15 protein-coding genes are annotated in these 19648 nt (G+C 68.0%); 2 read left to right on the top strand and 13 right to left on the bottom strand.

The window, feature by feature from the left end; translation table 11 throughout:
• The first annotated feature begins 395 nt into the window (after positions 1-395).
• Positions 396-1103, top strand: coding sequence for a PEP-CTERM sorting domain-containing protein (locus ACWCIA_RS12815; protein WP_454163778.1), 708 nt, complete (start codon positions 396-398; stop codon positions 1101-1103).
• A gap of 46 nt (positions 1104-1149) precedes the next feature.
• Here ACWCIA_RS12815 and ACWCIA_RS12810 read toward each other — a convergent pair whose 3' ends face one another.
• From ACWCIA_RS12810 to ACWCIA_RS12775, 8 genes are all read right to left on the bottom strand, one after another.
• Positions 1150-2358 (bottom strand): MFS transporter, encoded by a 1209-nt coding sequence (locus tag ACWCIA_RS12810; RefSeq protein ID WP_454163776.1) that lies wholly within the window; start codon positions 2356-2358, stop codon positions 1150-1152.
• Between the two features lie 265 nt (positions 2359-2623).
• The gene (gene paoC, locus ACWCIA_RS12805; RefSeq protein ID WP_454163774.1) at positions 2624-4885 is read right to left on the bottom strand and encodes an aldehyde oxidoreductase molybdenum-binding subunit PaoC; all 2262 of its coding nucleotides are present in this window, start codon (positions 4883-4885) and stop codon (positions 2624-2626) included.
• Between the two features lie 3 nt (positions 4886-4888).
• Positions 4889-5851 (bottom strand): FAD binding domain-containing protein, encoded by a 963-nt coding sequence (locus ACWCIA_RS12800; RefSeq protein WP_454163772.1) that lies wholly within the window; start codon positions 5849-5851, stop codon positions 4889-4891.
• A complete protein-coding gene (gene paoA / locus ACWCIA_RS12795; protein ID WP_454163770.1) occupies positions 5848-6507 on the bottom strand; it encodes an aldehyde dehydrogenase iron-sulfur subunit PaoA in 660 nt (219 codons plus the stop codon). The genes ACWCIA_RS12800 and paoA overlap by 4 nt, the downstream gene beginning before the upstream one ends.
• A gap of 144 nt (positions 6508-6651) precedes the next feature.
• Positions 6652-8691, bottom strand: coding sequence for a hypothetical protein (locus ACWCIA_RS12790; protein ID WP_454163769.1), 2040 nt, complete (start codon positions 8689-8691; stop codon positions 6652-6654).
• 149 nt (positions 8692-8840) lie between these two features.
• On the bottom strand, positions 8841-11453 hold the full coding sequence (clpB, locus tag ACWCIA_RS12785; RefSeq protein ID WP_454163767.1) for an ATP-dependent chaperone ClpB: 2613 nt from the start codon (positions 11451-11453) through the stop codon (positions 8841-8843).
• Between the two features lie 130 nt (positions 11454-11583).
• Positions 11584-12018: an inner membrane protein YiaA gene (gene yiaA, locus ACWCIA_RS12780; RefSeq protein WP_454163765.1), complete on the bottom strand. Its 435-nt coding sequence runs from the start codon at positions 12016-12018 to the stop codon at positions 11584-11586.
• Between the two features lie 90 nt (positions 12019-12108).
• On the bottom strand, positions 12109-12969 hold the full coding sequence (locus ACWCIA_RS12775; RefSeq protein WP_454163764.1) for an oxygenase MpaB family protein: 861 nt from the start codon (positions 12967-12969) through the stop codon (positions 12109-12111).
• Between the two features lie 161 nt (positions 12970-13130).
• Here ACWCIA_RS12775 and ACWCIA_RS12770 point away from each other — a divergent pair, with 161 nt between their 5' ends.
• Entirely contained in the window at positions 13131-13754 is a 624-nt protein-coding gene (locus tag ACWCIA_RS12770; protein WP_454163762.1) for an exopolysaccharide biosynthesis protein, read from the top strand.
• Positions 13755-13780: 26 nt separating this feature from the next.
• On the opposite strand, the gene crcB is transcribed toward ACWCIA_RS12770, so the two are convergent.
• The 5 genes from crcB to ACWCIA_RS12745 form a co-directional block, all read right to left on the bottom strand.
• The gene (gene crcB / locus ACWCIA_RS12765; protein ID WP_454163760.1) at positions 13781-14164 is read right to left on the bottom strand and encodes a fluoride efflux transporter CrcB; all 384 of its coding nucleotides are present in this window, start codon (positions 14162-14164) and stop codon (positions 13781-13783) included.
• On the bottom strand, positions 14161-14619 hold the full coding sequence (moaE, locus tag ACWCIA_RS12760) for a molybdopterin synthase catalytic subunit MoaE (RefSeq protein WP_454163758.1): 459 nt from the start codon (positions 14617-14619) through the stop codon (positions 14161-14163). The genes crcB and moaE overlap by 4 nt, the downstream gene beginning before the upstream one ends.
• Entirely contained in the window at positions 14616-17387 is a 2772-nt protein-coding gene (locus ACWCIA_RS12755; protein ID WP_454163756.1) for a DUF349 domain-containing protein, read from the bottom strand. The genes moaE and ACWCIA_RS12755 overlap by 4 nt, the downstream gene beginning before the upstream one ends.
• A 99-nt stretch (positions 17388-17486) precedes the next feature.
• Positions 17487-18026: a hypothetical protein gene (locus tag ACWCIA_RS12750; protein ID WP_454163754.1), complete on the bottom strand. Its 540-nt coding sequence runs from the start codon at positions 18024-18026 to the stop codon at positions 17487-17489.
• Positions 18027-18329: 303 nt separating this feature from the next.
• A complete protein-coding gene (locus tag ACWCIA_RS12745; protein ID WP_454163752.1) occupies positions 18330-19568 on the bottom strand; it encodes a winged helix-turn-helix domain-containing protein in 1239 nt (412 codons plus the stop codon).
• Positions 19569-19648: the final 80 nt, after the last annotated feature.

The raw sequence follows: 19648 nt of genomic DNA, 5'->3' as shown, positions 1-19648 counted from the left end.
AACGAAATCCGTTAGACAAATCATAGATCAGGTTGTGCAGAGCACAATCACTCTTATATAAGACATCTGATTATTTTTATTCGCTGTGAAAACAATGGCTTGCGCGCCATGTCTCATGATGTGGAATGAAATTTCTTAAAACGGAAGCCGACTGGCCATCCTTTGTGCTGCAGCTTCCCATCCAATGAGAACTGCATTTCATATGGTGAAAAATCGAACAGGAAATTCGTGTCCTGTTTCATCCGTCGAATTTGCAAAACGTTGCAAACCAGCTCAATTTCTTTCTTTCGTGCATAATTTATTTACTGATAGCATTAAAACAGGCACCATCCCTTCCTGATGTCATTACAAACAACAAAGCGCCCGCCATTGCCGGCGCACAGAGGGAGTGTGTTTTGAAAACGACTTTTCGCAAACTGGCCTTGGTGCTTGCCGCAAGCGCCGCATTGAACCCTGCACAGGCGGGCATGTTGACTTTCCAGGACGTGGTCTTCACGACCGACTGGACCAATAACATCCTGACGCTGGAGATCGATGCGGCCAAGCCGGGCGGCAACTGGGCCGGGACCACCGGGCTCGGCGCCATCGGCATCAAGGACTTCGGGCAATTCGACAGCGTGTCGCTGCTCTCCGCACCAGGCGGCCCGTCGGCCTGGAAGCTGGACTCGCACGAACTGACCGCCAACGGCTGCGACGGCGGCGGCAACGGCAACTCGGCCACGAAAGTGCTGTGCCTGTACGGCCGCGGCGCCCCGCTGGCGGACAACATGGTGTTCCGCTTCGCCCTTACCGGTCTGACGAACTACAGCGAGCCGCACCTGAAGGTGAATTTTCTTAGCAGTACTGGCCAGCAGACCGGCGACCTGATGTCGGAAGACGTCCTGGCGTCGACCACGGTCGTGGTGCCGCCACCGGGAACCCCGCCGGGAACGCCGGGCGGAACGCCAGACACGCCGCCGCCGGTGGTCGTGCCACCACCGGTCGTCGTCCAGCCGCCGCTGCCGGAAGTGCCGGCCTCGAACCAGGTGCCGGAGCCGCAGACCATCGCGCTGACCCTGGCCGGCCTGTTTCTGATGGGCACGGTGCTGCGCAAGCGGCGCTAAGGAAAGAAGTTTTAATAAAAAACGCGGGCTCACGGCCCGCGTTTTTTTATGCCTTGTGCGGCACCGGCGCCCGTCCGTTGGCCCCCGCCCCCACCGCGGTGGCGATGGCCAGCGTCTGGAACAGCGCCACGCCGATAAAAAGCGCGGCCGGGTGGCCGTCGTCCATCAGGGTGCCGAACAGCAGCGGGCCCATGGCCATGCCGCTGTCGAGGCCCGAATAGACGATGCCGAATACCCGTCCGCTCGCACCCGGCGGCGCGGCGGCGCGGATCAGGAGATCGCGCGAGGGACCGGCGACGCCCATCGCCAGTCCCATGGCGCCCATCACCAGGATCACCATCGCGCCCGGCACCAGCGAGGCCGAGACCAGCAGCGCCAGACCGGCCGCGAACAGGAAGGCAATTGCGATCGTGCGTCCGTGGTTGTGGGCACGCGCCGCGAGGAAGCCGCCGGCCACCATGCCCGCGGCCGAGGACAGCATGAAGGTCGTGTAGGCGGTCGCGGCGGTGGCCAGCGAAATGCCGTACAGGGCCGTCAGGCTGGTCGACGAAAAGGCCTGGATGCCGCCCAGCGCCACCGAAGTCAGGAAGAAGAAACCGAAGCACAGCCACACCTGGGGCAGGCGCAGGAAGGCGAAGGAGCCGCCCTGGGCGCTCCCGGCCTGGGGCTGGGGCGCGGCGGCCACGGCCAGGGCCTTGCGGTTGAGCAGGAGCACGGTCAGCATGCAGAACGGAATCGCGGCGGCGGACAGCAAGGCGATGCGCCAGCTGGCGAGCGTGGCGACCGCCGCCAGGAACAGCGGCGCCGCGGCCCAGCCGATATTGCCGGAGATGCCGTGCACGGAAAACGCGTGCGGCAGGCGCTCCTTCGACACGTTCTGGTTGAGCAAGGTGTAGCCGGCCGGGTGGAACACGGCGTTGCCGCAGCCGGCCAGCAGCGAGCCCAGCATCAGCATCGCGTAATTCGGGGCGCTCGCCAGCAGCAGGGCCGCGATTCCCAGCAGCGCATGCCCGGAAAACAGCACGCGGCGCGCGCCGACGCGGTCGACGATAAAGCCCGACAAGGCCTGGCCGATGCCCGAGACCACGAAGAACACCGTCATCAGGAGGCCCAGCTCGGCATACGAGAGCGCAAAGGCGGTCTTGAGCCAGGGGAACAGGCCCGCCAGGATCAGGTGGAAGAAGTGGGACACCCCGTGCGAGACGCCGACCAGGCCGATCACGCGCGCATCCTGGCGCAGGCTTGTTGTGCTCATTGTGTTGCCGGCCATGAAAAGCCGTTGAAAGCTGGAGAGCAGCCAGTGTAGTCAAAAGCGCGCGACCTTGCTGGCGGGCTGTCGCCGATGACCTGTAGGGTGGACGGCTCCGCTCGGCGGGGAGAACCCATGCGGCTTGTGCGCCGTCCACGCGTTCAACGCGCGGTCGATCCGGCGCGAGGTTTCCAAGGCCGGTTGAACGCGTGGACGGCGTCCAGGCAGCGTGACCGCCAAGACCCGGGTATAGCCGTCCACCCTACCGGGTTCAGACCGACAGCGGCATCTTCGTGATCAGCTTGTCAAGCGTGATCGGATAGCTGCGCACGCGCACGCCGGTGGCGTTGTAGACCGCGTTGGCCACTGCCGCCGCGACGCCGCAAATGCCCAGCTCCGCGATGCCCTTGGCCTTCATCGGCGAGGACATCGGATCGGTCTCGTCGAGGAAGATCACTTCCTGGTGCGGGATGTCGGCATGCACCGGCACCTCGTAGGTGGCGAGGTCGTGGTTCACGAAAAAGCCCAGGCGCGTGTCGACCGCCAGTTCCTCCATCAGCGCCGCGCCCACGCCCATCGTCATCGCGCCGATCACCTGGCTGCGCGCCGTCTTCGGGTTCAGGATGCGCCCGGCCGCGCACACGGCCAGCATGCGGCGCACGCGCACCTCGCAGGTGGCCGCATCCACGCCCACCTCGACGAAGTGCGCCCCGAAGGTCGACTGCTGGAAGCGCTTGTTGATGTCGCCGTATTCGATCATGTCTTCGGCCACCAGCTCGCGCTCGCCCACCGCCTGGGCCAGCGGCAGGCTCTGGTCGCCGGCGCGCACCAGGCCGTCGGCGAAGATGGCGCGTTGCGGATCGAACCCGGCCTGCCGCGCCACCGCTTCGCGCAGTTTCATGCAGGCGGCGTAGACGCCCGCCGTCGAGTTGTTGCCGCCCCACTGCCCTCCCGAACCGCAGGACGCCGGGAAGCTCGAGTCGCCCAGGCGCACCTTCACCCGCTCGAGCGGAATGCCCATCATCTCGCTGGCCGTCTGCGCGATGATGGTGTAGCTGCCGGTGCCGATGTCGGTCATGTCGGTTTCCACAGTCAGGAAGCCGCGCCGGTCGAGACGTACGCGCGCCGCCGATTTCGTCAGCAGGTTGTCGCGGAAGGCCGAGGCCATGCCCATGCCGACCAGCCAGCGCCCGTCGCGCACCTGTCCCGGTTTCGCGGAACGCTTGTTCCAGCCGAAGCGCTCGGCCCCGAGCTGCAGGCACTTGACGAACTGGCGCTGCGAGAACGGCGGATGCGGGTTGTGTTTCGTTTTCTCCTCGGGCTTCTTCGACTGCGGATCGGTCGCGTCGGGCTTCTCGGGATTGTCCGGCACCACCTGGGTGTCGTTCAGGATGCGGAACTGGACCGGGTCGATGCCGAGTTTTTCCGCCATCTCGTCCATCGCGATCTCGAGCGCCGCCATGCCCGGCGCCTCGCCCGGCGCGCGCATCGCGTTCGCTTCGGGCAGGTCGGTCAGGGCGACCTTGTTCGCCGTCATCCGGTGCTCCCCCGCGTACAGCGAGCGGGTCTGGGTCGCGGCATTTTCCGGGCTCCCTTCCGGGAGGTTGCCCGACGCGCTTTCATGGGCGATGGCGGTGATCTTGCCCTCGCGCGTGGCGCCGATGCGGATGCGCTGGTAGGTTGCCGAGCGGTGGGTGGTGTTGTTCGGGATGAGGGCGCGCTGCAGGCTCACCTTCACCGGGCGCCGCGCAGCGCGCGCGCCGAGGGCGGCCATCAGGGCGTCGGCGCGTGTAAACAGCTTGGAGCCGAAGCCGCCGCCGATGTAGGGCGACATGACGTGCACCTTCTCCTTCTTGATGCCGAGCGTCTTGGCCAGGTCGCTCGCATTCCAGCCGATCATCTGGTTCGAGGTCCAGACCGTCAGCCGGTCGCCGTCCCAGGCGGCGATGCTGGCATGCGGTTCCATCATCGAATGCGATTCGTAGGCGGTGTGGTATTCGGCGTCGAGCCGTACGGGCGCTGACGCGTAAGCGCCGGTAAAATTGCCGACCTTGCTCTCCGCGGCTTCCTTCTTCGGCGCCGTGGCCTTGTTGCGCGCCGCATGGAGGTCGAAGGTTCCCTTGTCGCGCTCATACTGGATGCGCACCAGGTGGGCTGCGTCGCGGGCCTGCTCGAAGGTCTCGGCCACGACCAGCGCCACCGCCTGGTGGTAATGCTCGATGCGCCGGCCCGCCAGCAGCATCGCGGTATTGAAATTGCCCTTGTTGATCTTGCCGGCATTCTGCTCGGTGACGATGGCGATCACGCCCGGCGCGGCCTTTGCCGCCGCCAGGTCCATGGACACGATGCGCCCCTTCGGGATCGCCGAACCGATGATGTAGCCGTGGGCCTGGTTCGGCACCACGTCGTGGCGGTCCATCGCATAGGGCGCGGTGCCGGTGGTCTTGAGGGGGCCGTCGATCCGGTTGACCGGCTGGCCCACGACCTTCATCTGGTCGATCGGGTTGGTGGTGGCTGGTTCGTTGAATTTCATGGCTTACCCTTTTTTTGCAGTCTGAGCCTCGGCGATGATCGACGCCAGCGTGCGTTCCACCAGCGGCAGCTTGAAGGCGTTGTCTTCGGTCGTGCGGGAACCGGCCAGCAAGGCGCCGGCGAAGGCCTGGGCGCCGCGCGGCATGGCGGCTTCCGCGCTTTCCACGCGCCAGGGCTTGTGCGCGACGCCGCCCAGCGCGGCGCGGCCGCTGCCGTCGGGCTGCACGATGGCGGCCACCGACACCAGCGCAAAGGCGTAGGAGGCGCGGTCCCGCACCTTGCGGTAGACCTGCATGCCGCCCACCGGCGGAGGCAGGGTGACGGCCGTGATCAGTTCGCCCGGCGCCAGGTTGTGGTCGATGTGCGGGGTCTTGCCGGGCAGGCGGTGGAAGTCGGCGATCGGGATCACGCGGGTGGCGCCCTTCGGGTCGATGGTTTCGACCTGGGCGTCGAGCACCCGCATGGCCACCGCCATGTCGCTCGGGTGGGTGGCGATGCACATGTCGCTCTGGCCGACGATGGCGTGCAGGCGTGAGAAGCCGCCGATCGCGCCGCAGCCGCTGCCCGGTTTGCGCTTGTTGCAGGGCTGGTTGGTATCGTAGAAATAGGGACAGCGGGTGCGCTGCAGCAGGTTGCCGGCGGTAGTCGCCTGGTTGCGCAGCTGGCCCGAGGCGCCGGCCACCAGGGCGCGGGTCAGCACGCCGTAGTCGCGCCGCACGCGCGGGTCGCTGGCGAGGTCCGCGTTCCTCACCAGGGCGCCGATGCGCAGGCCGCCATTCGGCGCCGCCTCGATGCGGTCGAGCGCGAGGTCGTTGACGTCGATGAGGTGGGCCGGCGTTTCGATCTGCAGCTTCATCAGGTCGAGCAGATTCGTGCCGCCGGCAACGAAGCGGGAATTCGGGATGCGTGCGGCCGTGGCGGCAGCTTCGGCCGGCGATTTGGCGCGCTCGTAAGTAAATGCTTTCATGACTTCACTCCTGCCACTTCCGCAATCGCTTCCTGGATATTGGAATACGCCCCGCAGCGGCACAGGTTGCCGCTCATGCGCTCGCGAAACTCGATCGGGGTCGGCTGGGGCGCGGCGTTCAGGTCGGCCGTTACGTGGCTAGGCACGCCGGCGCGCATCTCTTCCAGCATGCCCACGGCCGAGCAGATCTGGCCGGGCGTGCAGAAGCCGCACTGGAAGCCGTCGTGCTTGATGAAGGCGGCCTGCAGCGGATGCAAACTGTTCGGCGTACCCAGGCCTTCGATGGTGGTGATCTCGTGGCCTTCCTGCATCACGGCCAGGGTCAGGCAGGAGGTGACGCGGCGGCCGTCGACGATGACGGTGCAGGCGCCGCACTGGCCCTGGTCGCAGCCCTTCTTGCTGCCGGTGAGGTGCAGGCGCTCGCGCAGCGCGTCGAGCAGGGTGGTGCGCGGATCGATCATCAGCTGGTGCTCGGCGCCGTTCACGCGCAGGCGGATGCTCATCAGGGCCGGGGTGGCAGCGGTGGCCGGGGTGGCCGGCTGCGCAACGGCGGCGGCCTCGGCATTGGGGGCAAGCTGGGCGGCAGCAGCGACGCCGCCCACGGCCACGGCGGAGGCTTTCAGGAGCTGGCGCCGGTTCGAATCGAAGTCGGACATCGTTCTTCCTTCTCGGAGAATTGGGGCATGTCAGATCGTAACGGCATCCGCCGAACCCGAGCGCGCATTAGCCGATTGCGCCGCCGGCATGAAAAAAGGGCGCATCGCTGCGCCCTTCCCCCTTCCTTGCCCCCGCGAACCGGCTTACTTCTCCAGCCAGACAACCGTGGTGGTCAGTTGACCGCCGACGCTGTTGCCGAGCAGCAGCAAGCGATTTCCCAGCTTCACGATGGAAACCAGCTGACCGGTCGGCTCGCGCAGGCGCGCCAGCAGCACCGGCTCGCGTGCCGCCAGCGCGCCGCCGGCGCTGTCGGTACGCAGGACCGTCGTGAAGCCCGACTCGAATTCGCCGGGCCAATACGGCGCGTACTGGCCGACGGTAACGTAGAGCTCGCCCGCACCGCCGCTTGCCAGCGCACCGCCGCTGACCCTGGTGAGCCAGGGCGCCTTGAAAGCCTCCCCCGCCAGCGTCGTGCCGTTGGCCAGCACCGGCTGGCCGTTCGCGCCGATGCGCGCGCCGCCCAGGGACGTGAGCGTATTGTTCCAGCAGGTGATGGCCAGTCCCGGCTGCAGGCCGAGCATGCCGGCGTTGAGGCAGGTTTCAGGCGGGAGGTCGAGCGTGCCGCGCGACAGCGCCGTGCTCGCGGTGTCGATCGTGGCCAGGCGGCGGATGGTGGACGGAAGGTTGCCCTCGTACCACGAGAGTCCGACCCGGCCGCCGTCGACGGCCATGCTGAAGTCGTGGATGTCGGCATTGACGGGCTCGATCACGAACCGCGCCGGCGCTTGCATCTGCCCGTTGCCGTCCACGCGGGCCACCATGGCCGACCTTGGGTAGCGCCCGTCCGCTTCCTGGGTCGTGCGCAGCCAGGCGATCCAGAAATTGGCGCCATCGGCCGCCACACGGTAGCTGGTGCTGTCGCTGGCGGGATACAGTGCGGTGTCGGTCACCATGGCGACCGCCGGGCGCAGGATGCGCTGGCCCGTGGCGTCGAGCGACGCCATGCCCACGGCCTGGCCGACGCGCGCGAACAGGCGCAGCTCGTCGCCGCTGCGTACCAGGCGCGGTTCGGTGACGTAGCTTGCGCCGGGGAAGAGCTCGGCCATCGCATAGTTACGCGCGGCCACCATCGCGCCGCGCGCGTCGAGCTGGGCCAGCATGATGCCGTTCGCCATCGGGGTGCCGGCCTGGTGTCCGGCCACGACCGCGTGGGTGTCGAAGCCGACGGCCGCCGAGGCGTACTGCAGCGCGTTGCCCGCGGCGGGCGACGACGCCGGCGCGACCGTCGTTTGCGTCGGCAGGTAGCCCAGGCCCTCGCTCAGGCCGTCCCAGTTTTCCAGCACCTCGGTGACCACGCGGTTGGGGAGGCCCGCCGTACTGTTTGGCTCTTCCAGCCGCTGCTTGACCACGCCGATTCCCGGCGCATACCAGTAGCTGCGCACGGACTCGTAGACAGGCAAGGCGGTGCGGGCGGCGCTGGTAGTCACGCGCACGCGCATCGTCATGTCCACGCGCACGGCCTCGAGGCCGCGCCGGTTCGGCAGGTCGAGGCTCTCCCTGCCCACCACGCGCGAGTACATCGCGACGCTGGCTGTCTCGTTGATGCGGTCGCCGTCGAAGTCGGTGCCGGTATCGACATTCCTGCGTTCGACGATGCCGTACAGGTCGTTGACCCTGACCGGCGAGCGCAACTCGGCCATCCGTTCGGAGACGCGCGAACCCGATCCCGAAAATTCGACGTTGGCCCCGGTCGTCCAGGCGCCCCCTTCGAACCGCAGCTCAGGATACACACTGGCGCCCAGGTTGAACTCGTTCGTGTGCTGCTGCGCATAAGCCTGCCCGTCCGGGCCCGTGATGCTGACCTTGTTGGCGTAGACGATGTTGTCGGTGCCGGCGCTGCCCTGGGGCTGGACGGTTCCGCGATAGGTCCACGTCGCGCCGGGGCGCAGGACACGCAGCGGCGCCGCGTCCGCGTAGAGGATGGCCCCGACCGGGCCCGCATCCGGAACCAGCGAGGTTTCGGCAGGGAGCGGGGTCGACGGCGCCGGGTTCGCGGGCGCCGGGCTCGATCCAGCCAGGGGCACCACGACGGCTGGATTGACCTCTCCGCCCCCGCCGCCGCAAGCGCCCAGCAGGGACAGGCAGGCCCAGGCAAGAACCGGCACGATACGCTGTTGATTCATCGAGAGTTTCCGAGTCGAGGGTTAATTTCAGAAGGGCAACAGCCTACCCGAAATCGGCTCGTCAATTCTCTCCATTTCCCACATCCCTTCTGCACACAAAAAAAGGGCGCATCGCTGCGCCCTTCCCTGCTGCTTCCTTGCGAGCCCGCTTACTTCGCCAGCTCTACCTGCGGCTCTTCGCCGAACACCAGCTGGCCGTGCCGCACGCGCACCGGGATCGTGTCCTTGGGCCCGAAGCGGCCCGAGAGGATCGCTTTCGACAGCGGGTTCTCGATCTGCTGCTGGATCGCGCGCTTGAGCGGCCGCGCGCCGTACACCGGATCGAAGCCGGCTTCCGCGATCTTCTGCAGCGCTTCCTCGTCGATGTCGAGCGTCATCTCCATCTTGCCCAGGCGCTCCTCGAGGCTGCGCAGCTGGATGCGGGCGATCGCGCCGATGTTGCGTTCGTCGAGCGCATGGAACACGACGATGTCGTCGATGCGGTTGATGAACTCCGGACGGAAGTGTCCGCGCACCTCGGCCATCACGGCCAATTTGACCACTTCGGGCTCGTCGGTGTCCATCGACTGGATCTTGTGCGAACCCAGGTTTGAGGTCATCACGATCACCGTGTTCTTGAAGTCCACGGTGCGGCCCTGGCCGTCGGTCATGCGGCCGTCGTCCAGCACCTGCAGCAGCACGTTGAACACGTCCGGGTGCGCCTTCTCGATCTCGTCGAGCAGGATCACGCTGTAGGGCTTGCGCCGCACCGCCTCGGTCAGGTAACCGCCCTCCTCGTAGCCGACATAGCCCGGCGGCGCGCCGATCAGCCGCGCGACCGAATGCTTCTCCATGAATTCGCTCATGTCGATGCGGATCATCGACTCCTCGGTATCGAAGAGGAAGCTTGCCAGCGCCTTGCACAGCTCGGTCTTGCCGACGCCGGTCGGGCCCAGGAACATGAAGGAGCCATAGGGGCGGTTCGGGTCGGACAGGCCGGCGCGCGAGCGCCGAATGGCGTCCGACACGGCTTCGATCGCCTCGTCCTGGCCGACCACGCGCTCGTGCAGCTTTTCCTCGATGTGCAGCAGCTTGTCGCGCTCGCCCTGCATCATGCGCGAGACCGGGATGCCGGTCGCGCGCGAGACCACTTCGGCGATCTCCTCGGCGCCCACTTGCGTGCGCAGCAGCTTGGGTTTGTCAAGCTCCCCATCGTCGCGGCCGGCAGCTTCCTCGGCGTGCCGCAGCTGGGCTTCGAGTTCCGGCAGGCGGCCGTACTGCAGCTCCGAGACCTGCTGCCAGTTCGACTGGCGCTTGGCTTCCTCCATCTGGTGGCGGATGCGCTCGATCTCTTCCTTGATGTGGGTCGTGCCCTGCACCGCCGCCTTTTCCGCCTTCAGGATTTCCTCGAAATCGTTGTACTCGCGCTCGAGGCGGGCGATCTCCTCGCCGATCAGCTCGAGGCGGCGCAGCGAGGCCTCGTCGGTCTCCTTGCGCACGGCTTCGCGCTCGATCTTCAGCTGGATCAGGCGGCGCTCGAGCTTGTCCATCACTTCCGGCTTGGAGTCGATCTCGATCTTGATTTTCGAGGCCGCCTCGTCGATCAGGTCGATGGCTTTATCGGGCAGGAAGCGGTCGCTGATGTAGCGGTGCGAGAGCTCGGCCGCGGCGATGATGGCCGGGTCGGTAATCTCGACCTTGTGGTGCAGCTCGTATTTCTCCTGCAGGCCGCGCAGGATGGCAATCGTCGCCTCCACGCTCGGCTCGTCGACGATGATCTTCTGGAAGCGGCGCTCGAGCGCGGCGTCCTTCTCGACATACTTGCGGTACTCGTCCAGGGTGGTCGCGCCGACGCAGTGCAGCTCGCCGCGCGCCAGCGCCGGCTTGAGCATGTTCCCCGCGTCCATCGCGCCCTCGGCCTTGCCGGCGCCGACCATGGTGTGGATTTCGTCGATGAAGACGATGGTCTGGCCCTCGTCCTGGGCCAGTTCCTTCAGCACGGATTTGAGGCGCTCCTCGAACTCGCCGCGGAACTTGGCGCCCGCCAGCAGCGCCGCCATGTCGAGCGAGAGCACGCGCTTGCCCTTCAGGGAATCGGGCACCTCGCCGTTGACGATGCGCTGGGCCAGGCCCTCGACGATGGCGGTTTTGCCGACGCCCGGCTCGCCGATCAGCACCGGGTTGTTCTTGGTACGGCGCTGCAGGACCTGGATTGCGCGGCGGATCTCGTCGTCGCGGCCGATCACGGGGTCGAGCTTGCCCATGCGGGCGCGCTCGGTCAGGTCGAGCGTGTATTTCTTGAGCGCCTCGCGCTGGCCTTCGGCGTCCTGCGAGTTGACGTTCTCGCCGCCGCGCACGGCCGAAATCGCGGATTCGAGCGATTTGCGGGCCAGGCCGTGTTCGCGCGCCAGGCGTCCGGCGTCGGATTTATCTTCCGTCAGCGCCAGCAGGATCATTTCGCTCGAGAGGAACTGGTCGCCGCGCTTCTGCGACTCGCGGTCGGCCAGGTTCAGCAGGGACATCAGCTCGCGTCCCGGCATCACTTCGCCGCCCGTGCCGGAGACTTTCGGCAGGCGCTCGAAGGCGCTGTTCAAGGCATTGGTGAGCCCGCCGACATTCACGCCGGCGCGCTGCAGCAGCGAACGCGCGCCGCCGTCGTCCTGGTTCAGCAGGGCCTTGAGCAGGTGCACCGGCTCGATGTACTGGTTGTCGTTGCCGACCGCCAGGCTCTGGGCATCGGCCAGCGCTTCCTGGAGTTTGGTCGTCAATTTGTCTTGCCGCATATTCTTGCTCCCTGAAAGAAGAAGAGGATTCTTAACTAGGAAACAAAATTGGGACGGGCGCACCTTTTTCAAGATGCGCCCGTCCCGCGGTAAGGATTCTCCTACATCGGCTGCCCTGCCAGGCCAACGCTCAGGCGTGGTCCGCCACCGGCGCCTTCGGTTCGGCCGTGCCCAGGTCGCGCACGTTCTTCTGGACGGCGACCACCGCAAACAGGCTCAGCACGAAAGACATCGCATAAAAGCCTTTCTCGCTGGCCGCCAGCGTCGCATTCCAGAGGCCGATGGTCAGCAGCACGAGCACGGCGCACAGCGACACCCAGCACAGCCCGAAATACAGGCCGGTCACGGCGATGCCCTCGCTGCGGTCGCGCACCGATTTCTGCAGGGAGATGGCGGCGAACAGGCCGTAGAGCAGCAGGCTCAGGTAATAGCCCTTTTCGTTGAGCTGCATTTGGGCATTCCACAGGCCCCACAGGAAGGCAAAGGCGCCGATCAGCAGCGCACCCCAGGAAGCGCCGACGAAGGCGGCGGTCGGGCGTTGAACGGTTGTCGCAGCAGGTGTCATGCCAGGCTCCACAAAGTTGTCCAGCGGAAAATGTAGCACTGGGCGGACGCGGCGAATTGCGAAACGGCAGAGTCTGCTTCGGAAGGCGCTTCACTTCCTTCCGGCACCCGCCGCCAGCCGCCGCGCGGCCTGCAGCGGCGGGGTATCGCCCAGCGGCAGCAGCGGGGCCGCCCGTGCCAGCCCACGCACCAGTCCCGCTTCGCCGAAGCGCAGGCCCCGTCCGCGCAGTTGCGGCAGGGAGCGTACGGGCTCCGGCACGATGTCCACGGCGGCGCGCACCAGCAGGCGCTGGAGCGGGCGCAGAAGCGCGGGAACGATGGGCGTGTCGGTCATGATCGCCAGGAACTCGGCCAGGATGCCTGAACCCTCCAGCACGGGCGCGGTGGCGCCGAGCAGCGCTTCCCAGCCGGCCCACGAGCGCGGCAGGCCGGTCGCGCCGTACAGCCGGGCGGAAGCTTGCGCTTCGACGAAGATGGCATCCTTGTCAAACGCCGACAACGGGCGCACGTAGCGATGGAACGCCTCGGCGAATCCGAACACGGCGGTGGCCTGCACCCAGTCGAGCAGGCGCGGGTCGTTGGCGTAATAAGGCGTGCCGTCCGGCGTGGTGCCGCGCACGTGTTCGTGCATCCGCACTACCCTGGCGATCAGCTGTTCCGCCGCCGGGCGCGGGCCGTAGACGGTCATCATGGCGGCAAAGCCGGTGCGCCGCAGGCGCATGCCGGGATCGCGCTGGAAGCCGCCCTGGCTCCACACGCCCGAGCGCACCATGGGTTCGGCCAGCTCGAGCAGCACCGCCGCCACCCCGCCGATGAACAGGGCGACCGGATTGGCGAACACCTGCCAGGACACGCCGTCGGGCGGCGCCAGCGCCGGCTCTCCCGGCGGCTGGCTGAAGTCGAAGGCCATCCCCGGGGGCGGGCGCATCAGCTCGCGTAGCGCTTCCAGCATCCTTCCTCCCCGATTGTTTGCCGCTGCGCGCCTGCGGCGCCGAGTCGCATTTTTACCTCATGCGGGCACATTTTCTCCGGTACACGCTATCTGAGGCGCCGCGGTCGTTATACTGTCGCGCCGGCGCCCTAGTTAACCCCATGCCCTACCTGAAGAACACCATGCACAGTGAACCCATTTCCCAGCGGCTCCGCTCCCTGGTCCGCGCCCTGCCGCCGACCGGCATCACGCTCAGCGAACTGATCCACCGCGTGGGCAACGACGGCCTGCTGCTGCTGACCGCCTTGCTCACCCTGGTGTTCCTGATCCCGGTGTCGATCCCCGGCGTGAGCACGGTGTTCGGCGCGGCCATCCTGCTGATCGGCCTCTCCCGCCTGTTCGGGCGCGAGCTGTGGATTCCGGCGAAGATGAAGCACCGCACCATCGGCACCAGGAAACTGCGCCCGCTGCTGCGCAAGGCCCTGCCCTGGCTACAGAAGATCGAACGCGTGAGCCGCCCCAACCGCATCCAGTGGCTGGTCGCCAACGGCCCGATCGACCGCCTGAACAGCGCCTCGCTGGTGCTGGGCGCCGTGCTGCTGATGATGCCCTTCGGCCTGATCCCGTTCAGCAATACCTTCCCGGCCGTGGCCCTGCTGTTCTTCGCCATCGGCCTCCTGCAGCGCGACGGCGTCTGCGTGCTGCTGGGCCACATCAGCAACGTCGCCACCATCGTCTATTTCGCCGTGCTGATCGGCGGCGGGGGGCTGGCGGCGCGCGAGGTGTTCCAGCGCATCACAGGTTGACCAGCGGCTGACCAGCGGCTGACCAGCTATCCCCGAAGCGCGCGCCAGGTCGCAAAGCCGGCGACGCACAGCAGGATCGACCCGAGCAGGTGCAGCAGCGTGTGGGCGAGCGCCCAGCCGTATTCCCCGCGCTGCAGCAGCAGCACCGATTCGCCCGAAAAGCTGGAGAAGGTGGTCAAGCCGCCGAGGAAGCCGGTGATCGCGAACAGGCGCCACTCGGGTGACAGCTGCGGCGCGTCCGAGAAAAAGCCGAGCGCGATGCCGACCAGGTAGCCGCCGGCCAGGTTGGCCGCCAGCGTGCCGGCCTGCACGTGGGCATGCGCGTTCGCCAGCCACAGGCCGAGTCCCCAGCGCAGCCAGGCGCCGAGCGCGGCGCCGGCGCCCACGGCTCCCACCGCGAGCCAGCTCAAGCCGCTGCCCACTTGGCCTTGGCGCTGTCGTCGCTCAGGCGGGCGTCGACCCAGCGCGCCCCCTCGGGGGTCTGCTCCTTCTTCCAGAACGGGGCGTCCGTTTTCAGGTAGTCGATGATGAACTCGCACGCGGCGAAGGCTTCGCCGCGGTGCGCCGCGCTGCAGGCGACCAGCACGATCTGCTCCATCGGCGCCATCGGGCCGACGCGGTGGATCACCAGCGCGTTGTAGAGCGGCCAGCGCGCCCTCGCCCGCTCGACGATCTCTTCCAGCGCGCGCTCGGTCATGCCGGGGTAGTGCTCGAGCTCGAGCTCGGAGACCTCGGCGCCCTCGTTCATGTCGCGCACGGTGCCGACGAAGCTCACCACGGCACCGACGCGCGCGTCGCCTTCGCGCAGGCGTGCCAGTTCCCGGCCGAGGTCGAAGTCCCCGGTTTGCACTCGGACCATGCTCATTTGGCCCCCTGGACGGTGCGCATGACGAGTTGCTCGACGCGCAGCGCCGTGCGTTCGTCGACCAGCGCCGGCAGCGCGCACAGGGCGTGCAATGCGCCCTGGGGGCGGCCCCCGCCGTGATCGCCGTGCTTGCCGGCGCCCGCCTGCAGGGTCGACTGCAGGGCTTCGACCTGCAATTTCAGGCGGTCGCGGGCGAACTCGGCGCCGCTGTCGATGCCGGCCGCCACTTCCTGGCGCAGCAGTTCGCTCAGCAAAGTGGCGCGGTTGGCTTCCAGCAGGCGCGCATAGCCGGCGCGGTCGGACGCGAGCGCACCCAGGGCCGCCTCGAAGCGGGCGTCGAGCACCGGGTCGTATTCCCGCCCGGCGGGCAGCAGCGCCGCCCAACGATTGCGCCAGTCGTTTTCGGATACCTGCTGGCCGGCGTCGGCCAGCGAGGCTTCCAGTTCCTGGCAGGCGCGCAGCTTGTCGCGCACGGCGCCCGCCAGCGCCATGCCGGCGGCGCGGCGCGCAATGTCGGCGTGGTGCTGCACTTTCGCGATCGCCTCGTGGTAGCGCTTGTCGACGCGGGCTTCATGGGCGCGCGGCACCGGGCCGATCGCATGCCATTCGGCCGCCGCTTCGCGCAGCAGCTTGCCGGCGGTGGCCGGGGTGGCGTCCGGCGCGGCCGCTTCGAGGCGCGCGCTGATCGCTTCCTTGGCCGCCTCGTGGGCGCGGCGTTCGGCATCGAGCGCGTGGGCGCTGTCCTTGCGGCTGGCAAACAGCTTGTCGCACTCGGCCCGGAAGCGCGCCCACAGCGCCTGCTCGGCCTTGCGTTCGAGCGGCAACGCGCGCGCATGCTCCTGCCAGCGCGCCTGGATGTCGCGCAGGCGGTCGATCGCATGGCGGTCGTGCGGGTCGAGCGCGGCCACCTCGTCGATGAGTTCCTCGCGGCCCGTCACCTCTATCTTGCGCTGCTCTTCCAGCGGTCCCTGCAGCGTGGTGAGGGCGGCGGCGAACTGCTGGTCGAGGCGTTTCTTGTCCTTGCGGTCGATCGCGCCCAGGTGGCTCCAGGCCAGGCGCAGGCGCTGCACGGTGCCGGCCACGTGCTTCCAGTCGGCTTCCCCGGCCTGCAGGCGCGCGATCTCCGCGTTCGCCTCCTGCACCAGGGCCTCGCCGCGCGCGGCATTCGCATGGCGCTCGTCGGCCAGGTGCTTGAAGTGGGCCGCCGCCGGGGCGTAGGCCACCGTGCAGGCATGGTCGAAACGCTCCCACAAGCTTTTCGGGGCGGCGCCGGACAGGCTGTCGAGCGCCTTCCAGCGTTCGCGCATGCTGCCGACCTTCTTCGCCAGCTCGGCCATCGCCAGGTTCTGGGTCGGCAGCGCTTCCACAGTCTTGATCAGTTCCTCGCGCGAGACGTTGCCGCCCCAGCGCGCCCAGTCCGACAGGCGCTTGAGTTCGGCGCGCAGGTGGGCCAGGCGGTCCGCCTGCGGGCTTGTGAGGCGCATGCCCTTGCCCTTGGTGTCCTTCAGGGTCTTGTCGAGTTCGGCGGCGTGGGCGAGCGAGCCCTGCTGCAGGGCCGCTTCCAGCGCATCCATCGTGTCGAGGAAGGCCTGGTCGGCGCCGCGCGGGGGTTTCGGCTGGCTGGGGCGTGCTTCGGCGGCCGGCGTGCCGGTTTCGCCTGCGTCACTGACGGCAGCGGCGCCGGCCGGGACAGCTTGTGGAGGAGCGCTGTCGCGTGCACCTTCGCGCGGCTTGCGCACCGGCTGCGGCAAACTCGCCAGCAAGGCGTCGAAACGCGCCTGCAGGGCTGCCGAGGCCGCCCCTTCCGGCAATGCCGGCAGTTTCTGCCAGGCCTTGCGCAGGGTTTCCGCATGCAGTTCTTCGACCGGCTGGGCCTGCCATTCGGTCAGGGCCGCTTCGCGCGCGGCCAGCGCCGCCTGCGCCTGTTCGAGCGTGCCCAGCAGTCCGGACAGGCGCGCGTGCTCGGCGGCGAACTCGGCCACCAGGGCGCGCGGCAGCGAGACCCGTTCCGCGTGGCCGAGCGCAGCCTCCTGTTCCTGCGCCATGCGCTCCAGGCTGGCCGCCAGCTTGGCCGCGTTCAAGGTACCGGGGTCGAGGCGGCGCAATGCAGCGAGGCGGTCGATCATGGCGCGCTGCAATTGCACCTGCGCTTCCAGGCGCGCGCCGAGGGCGGCGCGTACCGGGGCGAAGTCCTCGGCCAGTTCGGGCGCAGCGATGACCGACCATTTGCGGTCGAGATCGGCCACCTGGTTCGGGGTCAGGTGTTCGTCCTGCAGCAGGGCGCGTGCGCCGTCGAGCGCCGCCTGGCCGCGCGCCAGTTCGGCGTCGTGGTGGCGGATCGCGTCCAGGCGCGCCTGCGTCAGCTTGGCGACACGGCGGTCGATGTTGCGCATCGCCGTGTGCACGCGCTCGAGGGCGGCGCGGCTGTGCACCAGCTCGGCCGCGGCGAGGCGCAGTTCGGAGTATTCGGATTGCAGGATGAAGTCGACCGCGCGCGCCTCGTCGCCGTCGAGCGACTTGAGCTGTTCGGCCTGCTGCTCGCGCGCTGCCTTGGACGGGCGATCGCCGCCCGCGCCGCCATTGCCCTGGCCGGGCGCGGCGCTTCCCGCCCCGGCCGAGGCGGCGGGCGCAGTCGCTGCCTTGCCGTCCGGCTTGCCGGTGGGCTTGCCGGCGGGTTTACTGTCCGGCTTGCCGGCGGGCTTGCCGTCAGCCTTGGCGGCCTGCTTGCCGGCGTCCTTGCCCTGCCGCTTGAAAAGAAATTCGAACATGATGAAGTCGCATTTCCAAAACCCCCATCATAGCAAAGAACGATGAGGGCTTTTCTGCCGCACCCGGCAGGCGCGCTCGCAAGTGCCGGTGCGCGAACGTCAGTGGGCGAAACTCAGCGGCGGTCCCTGCCGATGCGCATGGTCGGCGCGGGCGGCGCGGCTCGCCGCGGGCACATGGCGGCCGCGGTGTTCCTCGACGTAGGCGTCGTGGGCGAGCATCTGGTTGGCCACCGCGAACCAGGCGTCGCCGGCGATGGCGGCACGCGCGACCGGGAACAGTTCGCGCTCTTCGCGCTCGAAGCGCAGCGTCAGCGCCGCGCAGAAGCGCTCCACCGCGATGCAGAAGGCGTCCACGCGCTCCTCGTTGTCGACGCCTTCGCGCAGCAGGCCGCAGGCAGTCTCGAGCGCTTCGGCCGCGCCGCGGCTGAGCATGTCGAGTTCGCACAGGAGCGGGTTGGCCCCGGCGCCGGCGCGGCGCAGCGCCGGCATCAGGAACTTGTCGAGCTTGCGGCGATGACACTGCTCGTACAGGCGGCGCAGGGTGTCGCAGACGTATTCGGCCTGGCCCGCCGTGAGCGCGCTCTGGCGCATGAAGCCTTTATGCACGAGTTGCTGTACGGCGTGCAGGCTGACACGCATGTTTGTTTGCTCAACAGAAAGCGCAACGAGCGTGTAGGTCGCGGTAAGCATTCGGTCTCCTCTCGACGTCGTCAACGCAGGCGCACGGCTCCATTGCAGGAAACCGCAATAAAGGCGGCCTGGCTGGACATACTGGTTTTTGGAACAGGCTCTTGTCTGTTTTTCTATTCTTCAGCCTGAAAGAACTAGTAGTTTAGGGAGCGCTGGCGTGCCGGGTTTGATCTGGCACAAACTCTTGGGATAGCGTCGAGCGGCGCGCGTCAACCGCCCGGAGCGCCGTGCGTTGGCGCCCGCGGGGCAGACTCATGCCGCGGCCGGGGTGTCGGGAAGGCTCTCGGCAGCGCCCAGCGCCGCCTCCAGCCCGGCAGGCTCGGTGCGTCCGATCTGGACAACTGGGCAGCCGTGCCAGCGCGCGCAGCGCTGCAGCGCCTGCGCCACGTCGCGCAGCAGCGCTTCACCCAGCCGCACGCCCGGCTCGAACCACACCGCCTTGACCTCGAAGATGCCGGTGCGCCGGTGCGCCTTGGCGTCGATGCGCCCGACCAGCCGCCCGCGGCGCAGCAGCGGCAGCGTGAAGTAGCCGTAGCGGCGCTTGGGTGCGGGCGTATAGCATTCGAGCCGGTAGTCGAAATCGAACAGTTCCAGCGCGCGGCGCCGGTCCCAGACCACGGGGTCGAAGGGCGACAGGATGGTGGTGAGCGTCGGGTTCAGCGTGCCCGCCGCGGCCTGGCCGGCCAGCGCGGCATGGTCGGCGTGGATGTAGACCGGATCGTCCCAGCCCTCGACGCGGGCCGTCAGCAGCAGGCCCTCCTCGACCAGCGGCGCCAGGTCGAGGTGCGGGCGCCGGGTGCGGTGATAGTCGGGAATCCAGCCGGCGCGGGCCACACCCAGGGCCTTGACCGCCTGCAGCGCGAAGCTGCGCCGCACCTGCGGCAGGCTGGGCATGCGGGCGTCGTCCCAGCCTGGCAGCACGCGCTCGGCCAGGTCGTAGACGCGCTGGAAGTTGTGGCGGCGCGCGATCATCAGCGCGCCCGAGGTAAACAGGACTTCGAGCGAGCGCTTTTCCGGCTTCCATTCCCACCAGCCTCCCGCCTTGCCGTCGGTGCGTTCGAAATCGGAGGAGCGCACCGGGCCGCTGGTGCGGATGTGGGCCAGCAGCGCCGCCACTTCGCCGGCGCGCTCGCGCATCCAGGTACTCGAGTATTTCCAGCCCATCGCGGCCGGGTCGAGCATGCGGTGGCGGTAGAGGCCGTAGTCTTCGGTCGGGATGAAGCAGGCTTCGTGGGCCCAGTACTCGAACAGCCGCCCTTCGGCCAGCAGCTCGTCCAGCCACGCGGGCGTGTAGTCGCCGAGCCGGCTCCACAACACAAAATACGGGCTGCGCGCCACCACGTTGATGGTGTCGATCTGCAACAGTGCCATGCGGCGGATCGCATCCAGCACATCGGCCTTGACCGCCTTGCGCCGGCGCGGCTGCAACACTCCCTGGGCCGCCAGGTGCAGGGCGCGCGCGGCGCCAATCGACAGGTTTAGTTCGCTCATGCAATGATTGTAATGACATTCCGGCATGCCGCAGCCTAGGGCGGGATTTTTTTTGAAGCGCGGGCACGGCTGCGTTATAG

The sequence above is a fragment of the Massilia sp. SYSU DXS3249 genome (genome assembly GCF_053668055.1).
Note: the sequence above shows the minus strand (reverse complement) of the source record. Positions and strands in the feature narration are given on the sequence as shown.

Coding starts and splice junctions, on each gene's coding strand:
- ACWCIA_RS12800 (WP_454163772.1), bottom strand. CDS start 5,851: ATGAAAGCATTTACTTACGAGCGCGCCAAATCGCCGGCCGAAGCTGCC.
- yiaA (WP_454163765.1), bottom strand. CDS start 12,018: ATGACACCTGCTGCGACAACCGTTCAACGCCCGACCGCCGCCTTCGTC.
- paoC (WP_454163774.1), bottom strand. CDS start 4,885: ATGAAATTCAACGAACCAGCCACCACCAACCCGATCGACCAGATGAAG.
- moaE (WP_454163758.1), bottom strand. CDS start 14,619: ATGAGCATGGTCCGAGTGCAAACCGGGGACTTCGACCTCGGCCGGGAA.
- clpB (WP_454163767.1), bottom strand. CDS start 11,453: ATGCGGCAAGACAAATTGACGACCAAACTCCAGGAAGCGCTGGCCGAT.
- ACWCIA_RS12790 (WP_454163769.1), bottom strand. CDS start 8,691: ATGAATCAACAGCGTATCGTGCCGGTTCTTGCCTGGGCCTGCCTGTCC.
- ACWCIA_RS12750 (WP_454163754.1), bottom strand. CDS start 18,026: ATGCGTGTCAGCCTGCACGCCGTACAGCAACTCGTGCATAAAGGCTTC.
- paoA (WP_454163770.1), bottom strand. CDS start 6,507: ATGTCCGACTTCGATTCGAACCGGCGCCAGCTCCTGAAAGCCTCCGCC.
- ACWCIA_RS12810 (WP_454163776.1), bottom strand. CDS start 2,358: ATGAGCACAACAAGCCTGCGCCAGGATGCGCGCGTGATCGGCCTGGTC.
- ACWCIA_RS12775 (WP_454163764.1), bottom strand. CDS start 12,969: ATGCTGGAAGCGCTACGCGAGCTGATGCGCCCGCCCCCGGGGATGGCC.
- ACWCIA_RS12755 (WP_454163756.1), bottom strand. CDS start 17,387: ATGTTCGAATTTCTTTTCAAGCGGCAGGGCAAGGACGCCGGCAAGCAG.
- ACWCIA_RS12745 (WP_454163752.1), bottom strand. CDS start 19,568: ATGAGCGAACTAAACCTGTCGATTGGCGCCGCGCGCGCCCTGCACCTG.
- ACWCIA_RS12770 (WP_454163762.1), top strand. CDS start 13,131: ATGCACAGTGAACCCATTTCCCAGCGGCTCCGCTCCCTGGTCCGCGCC.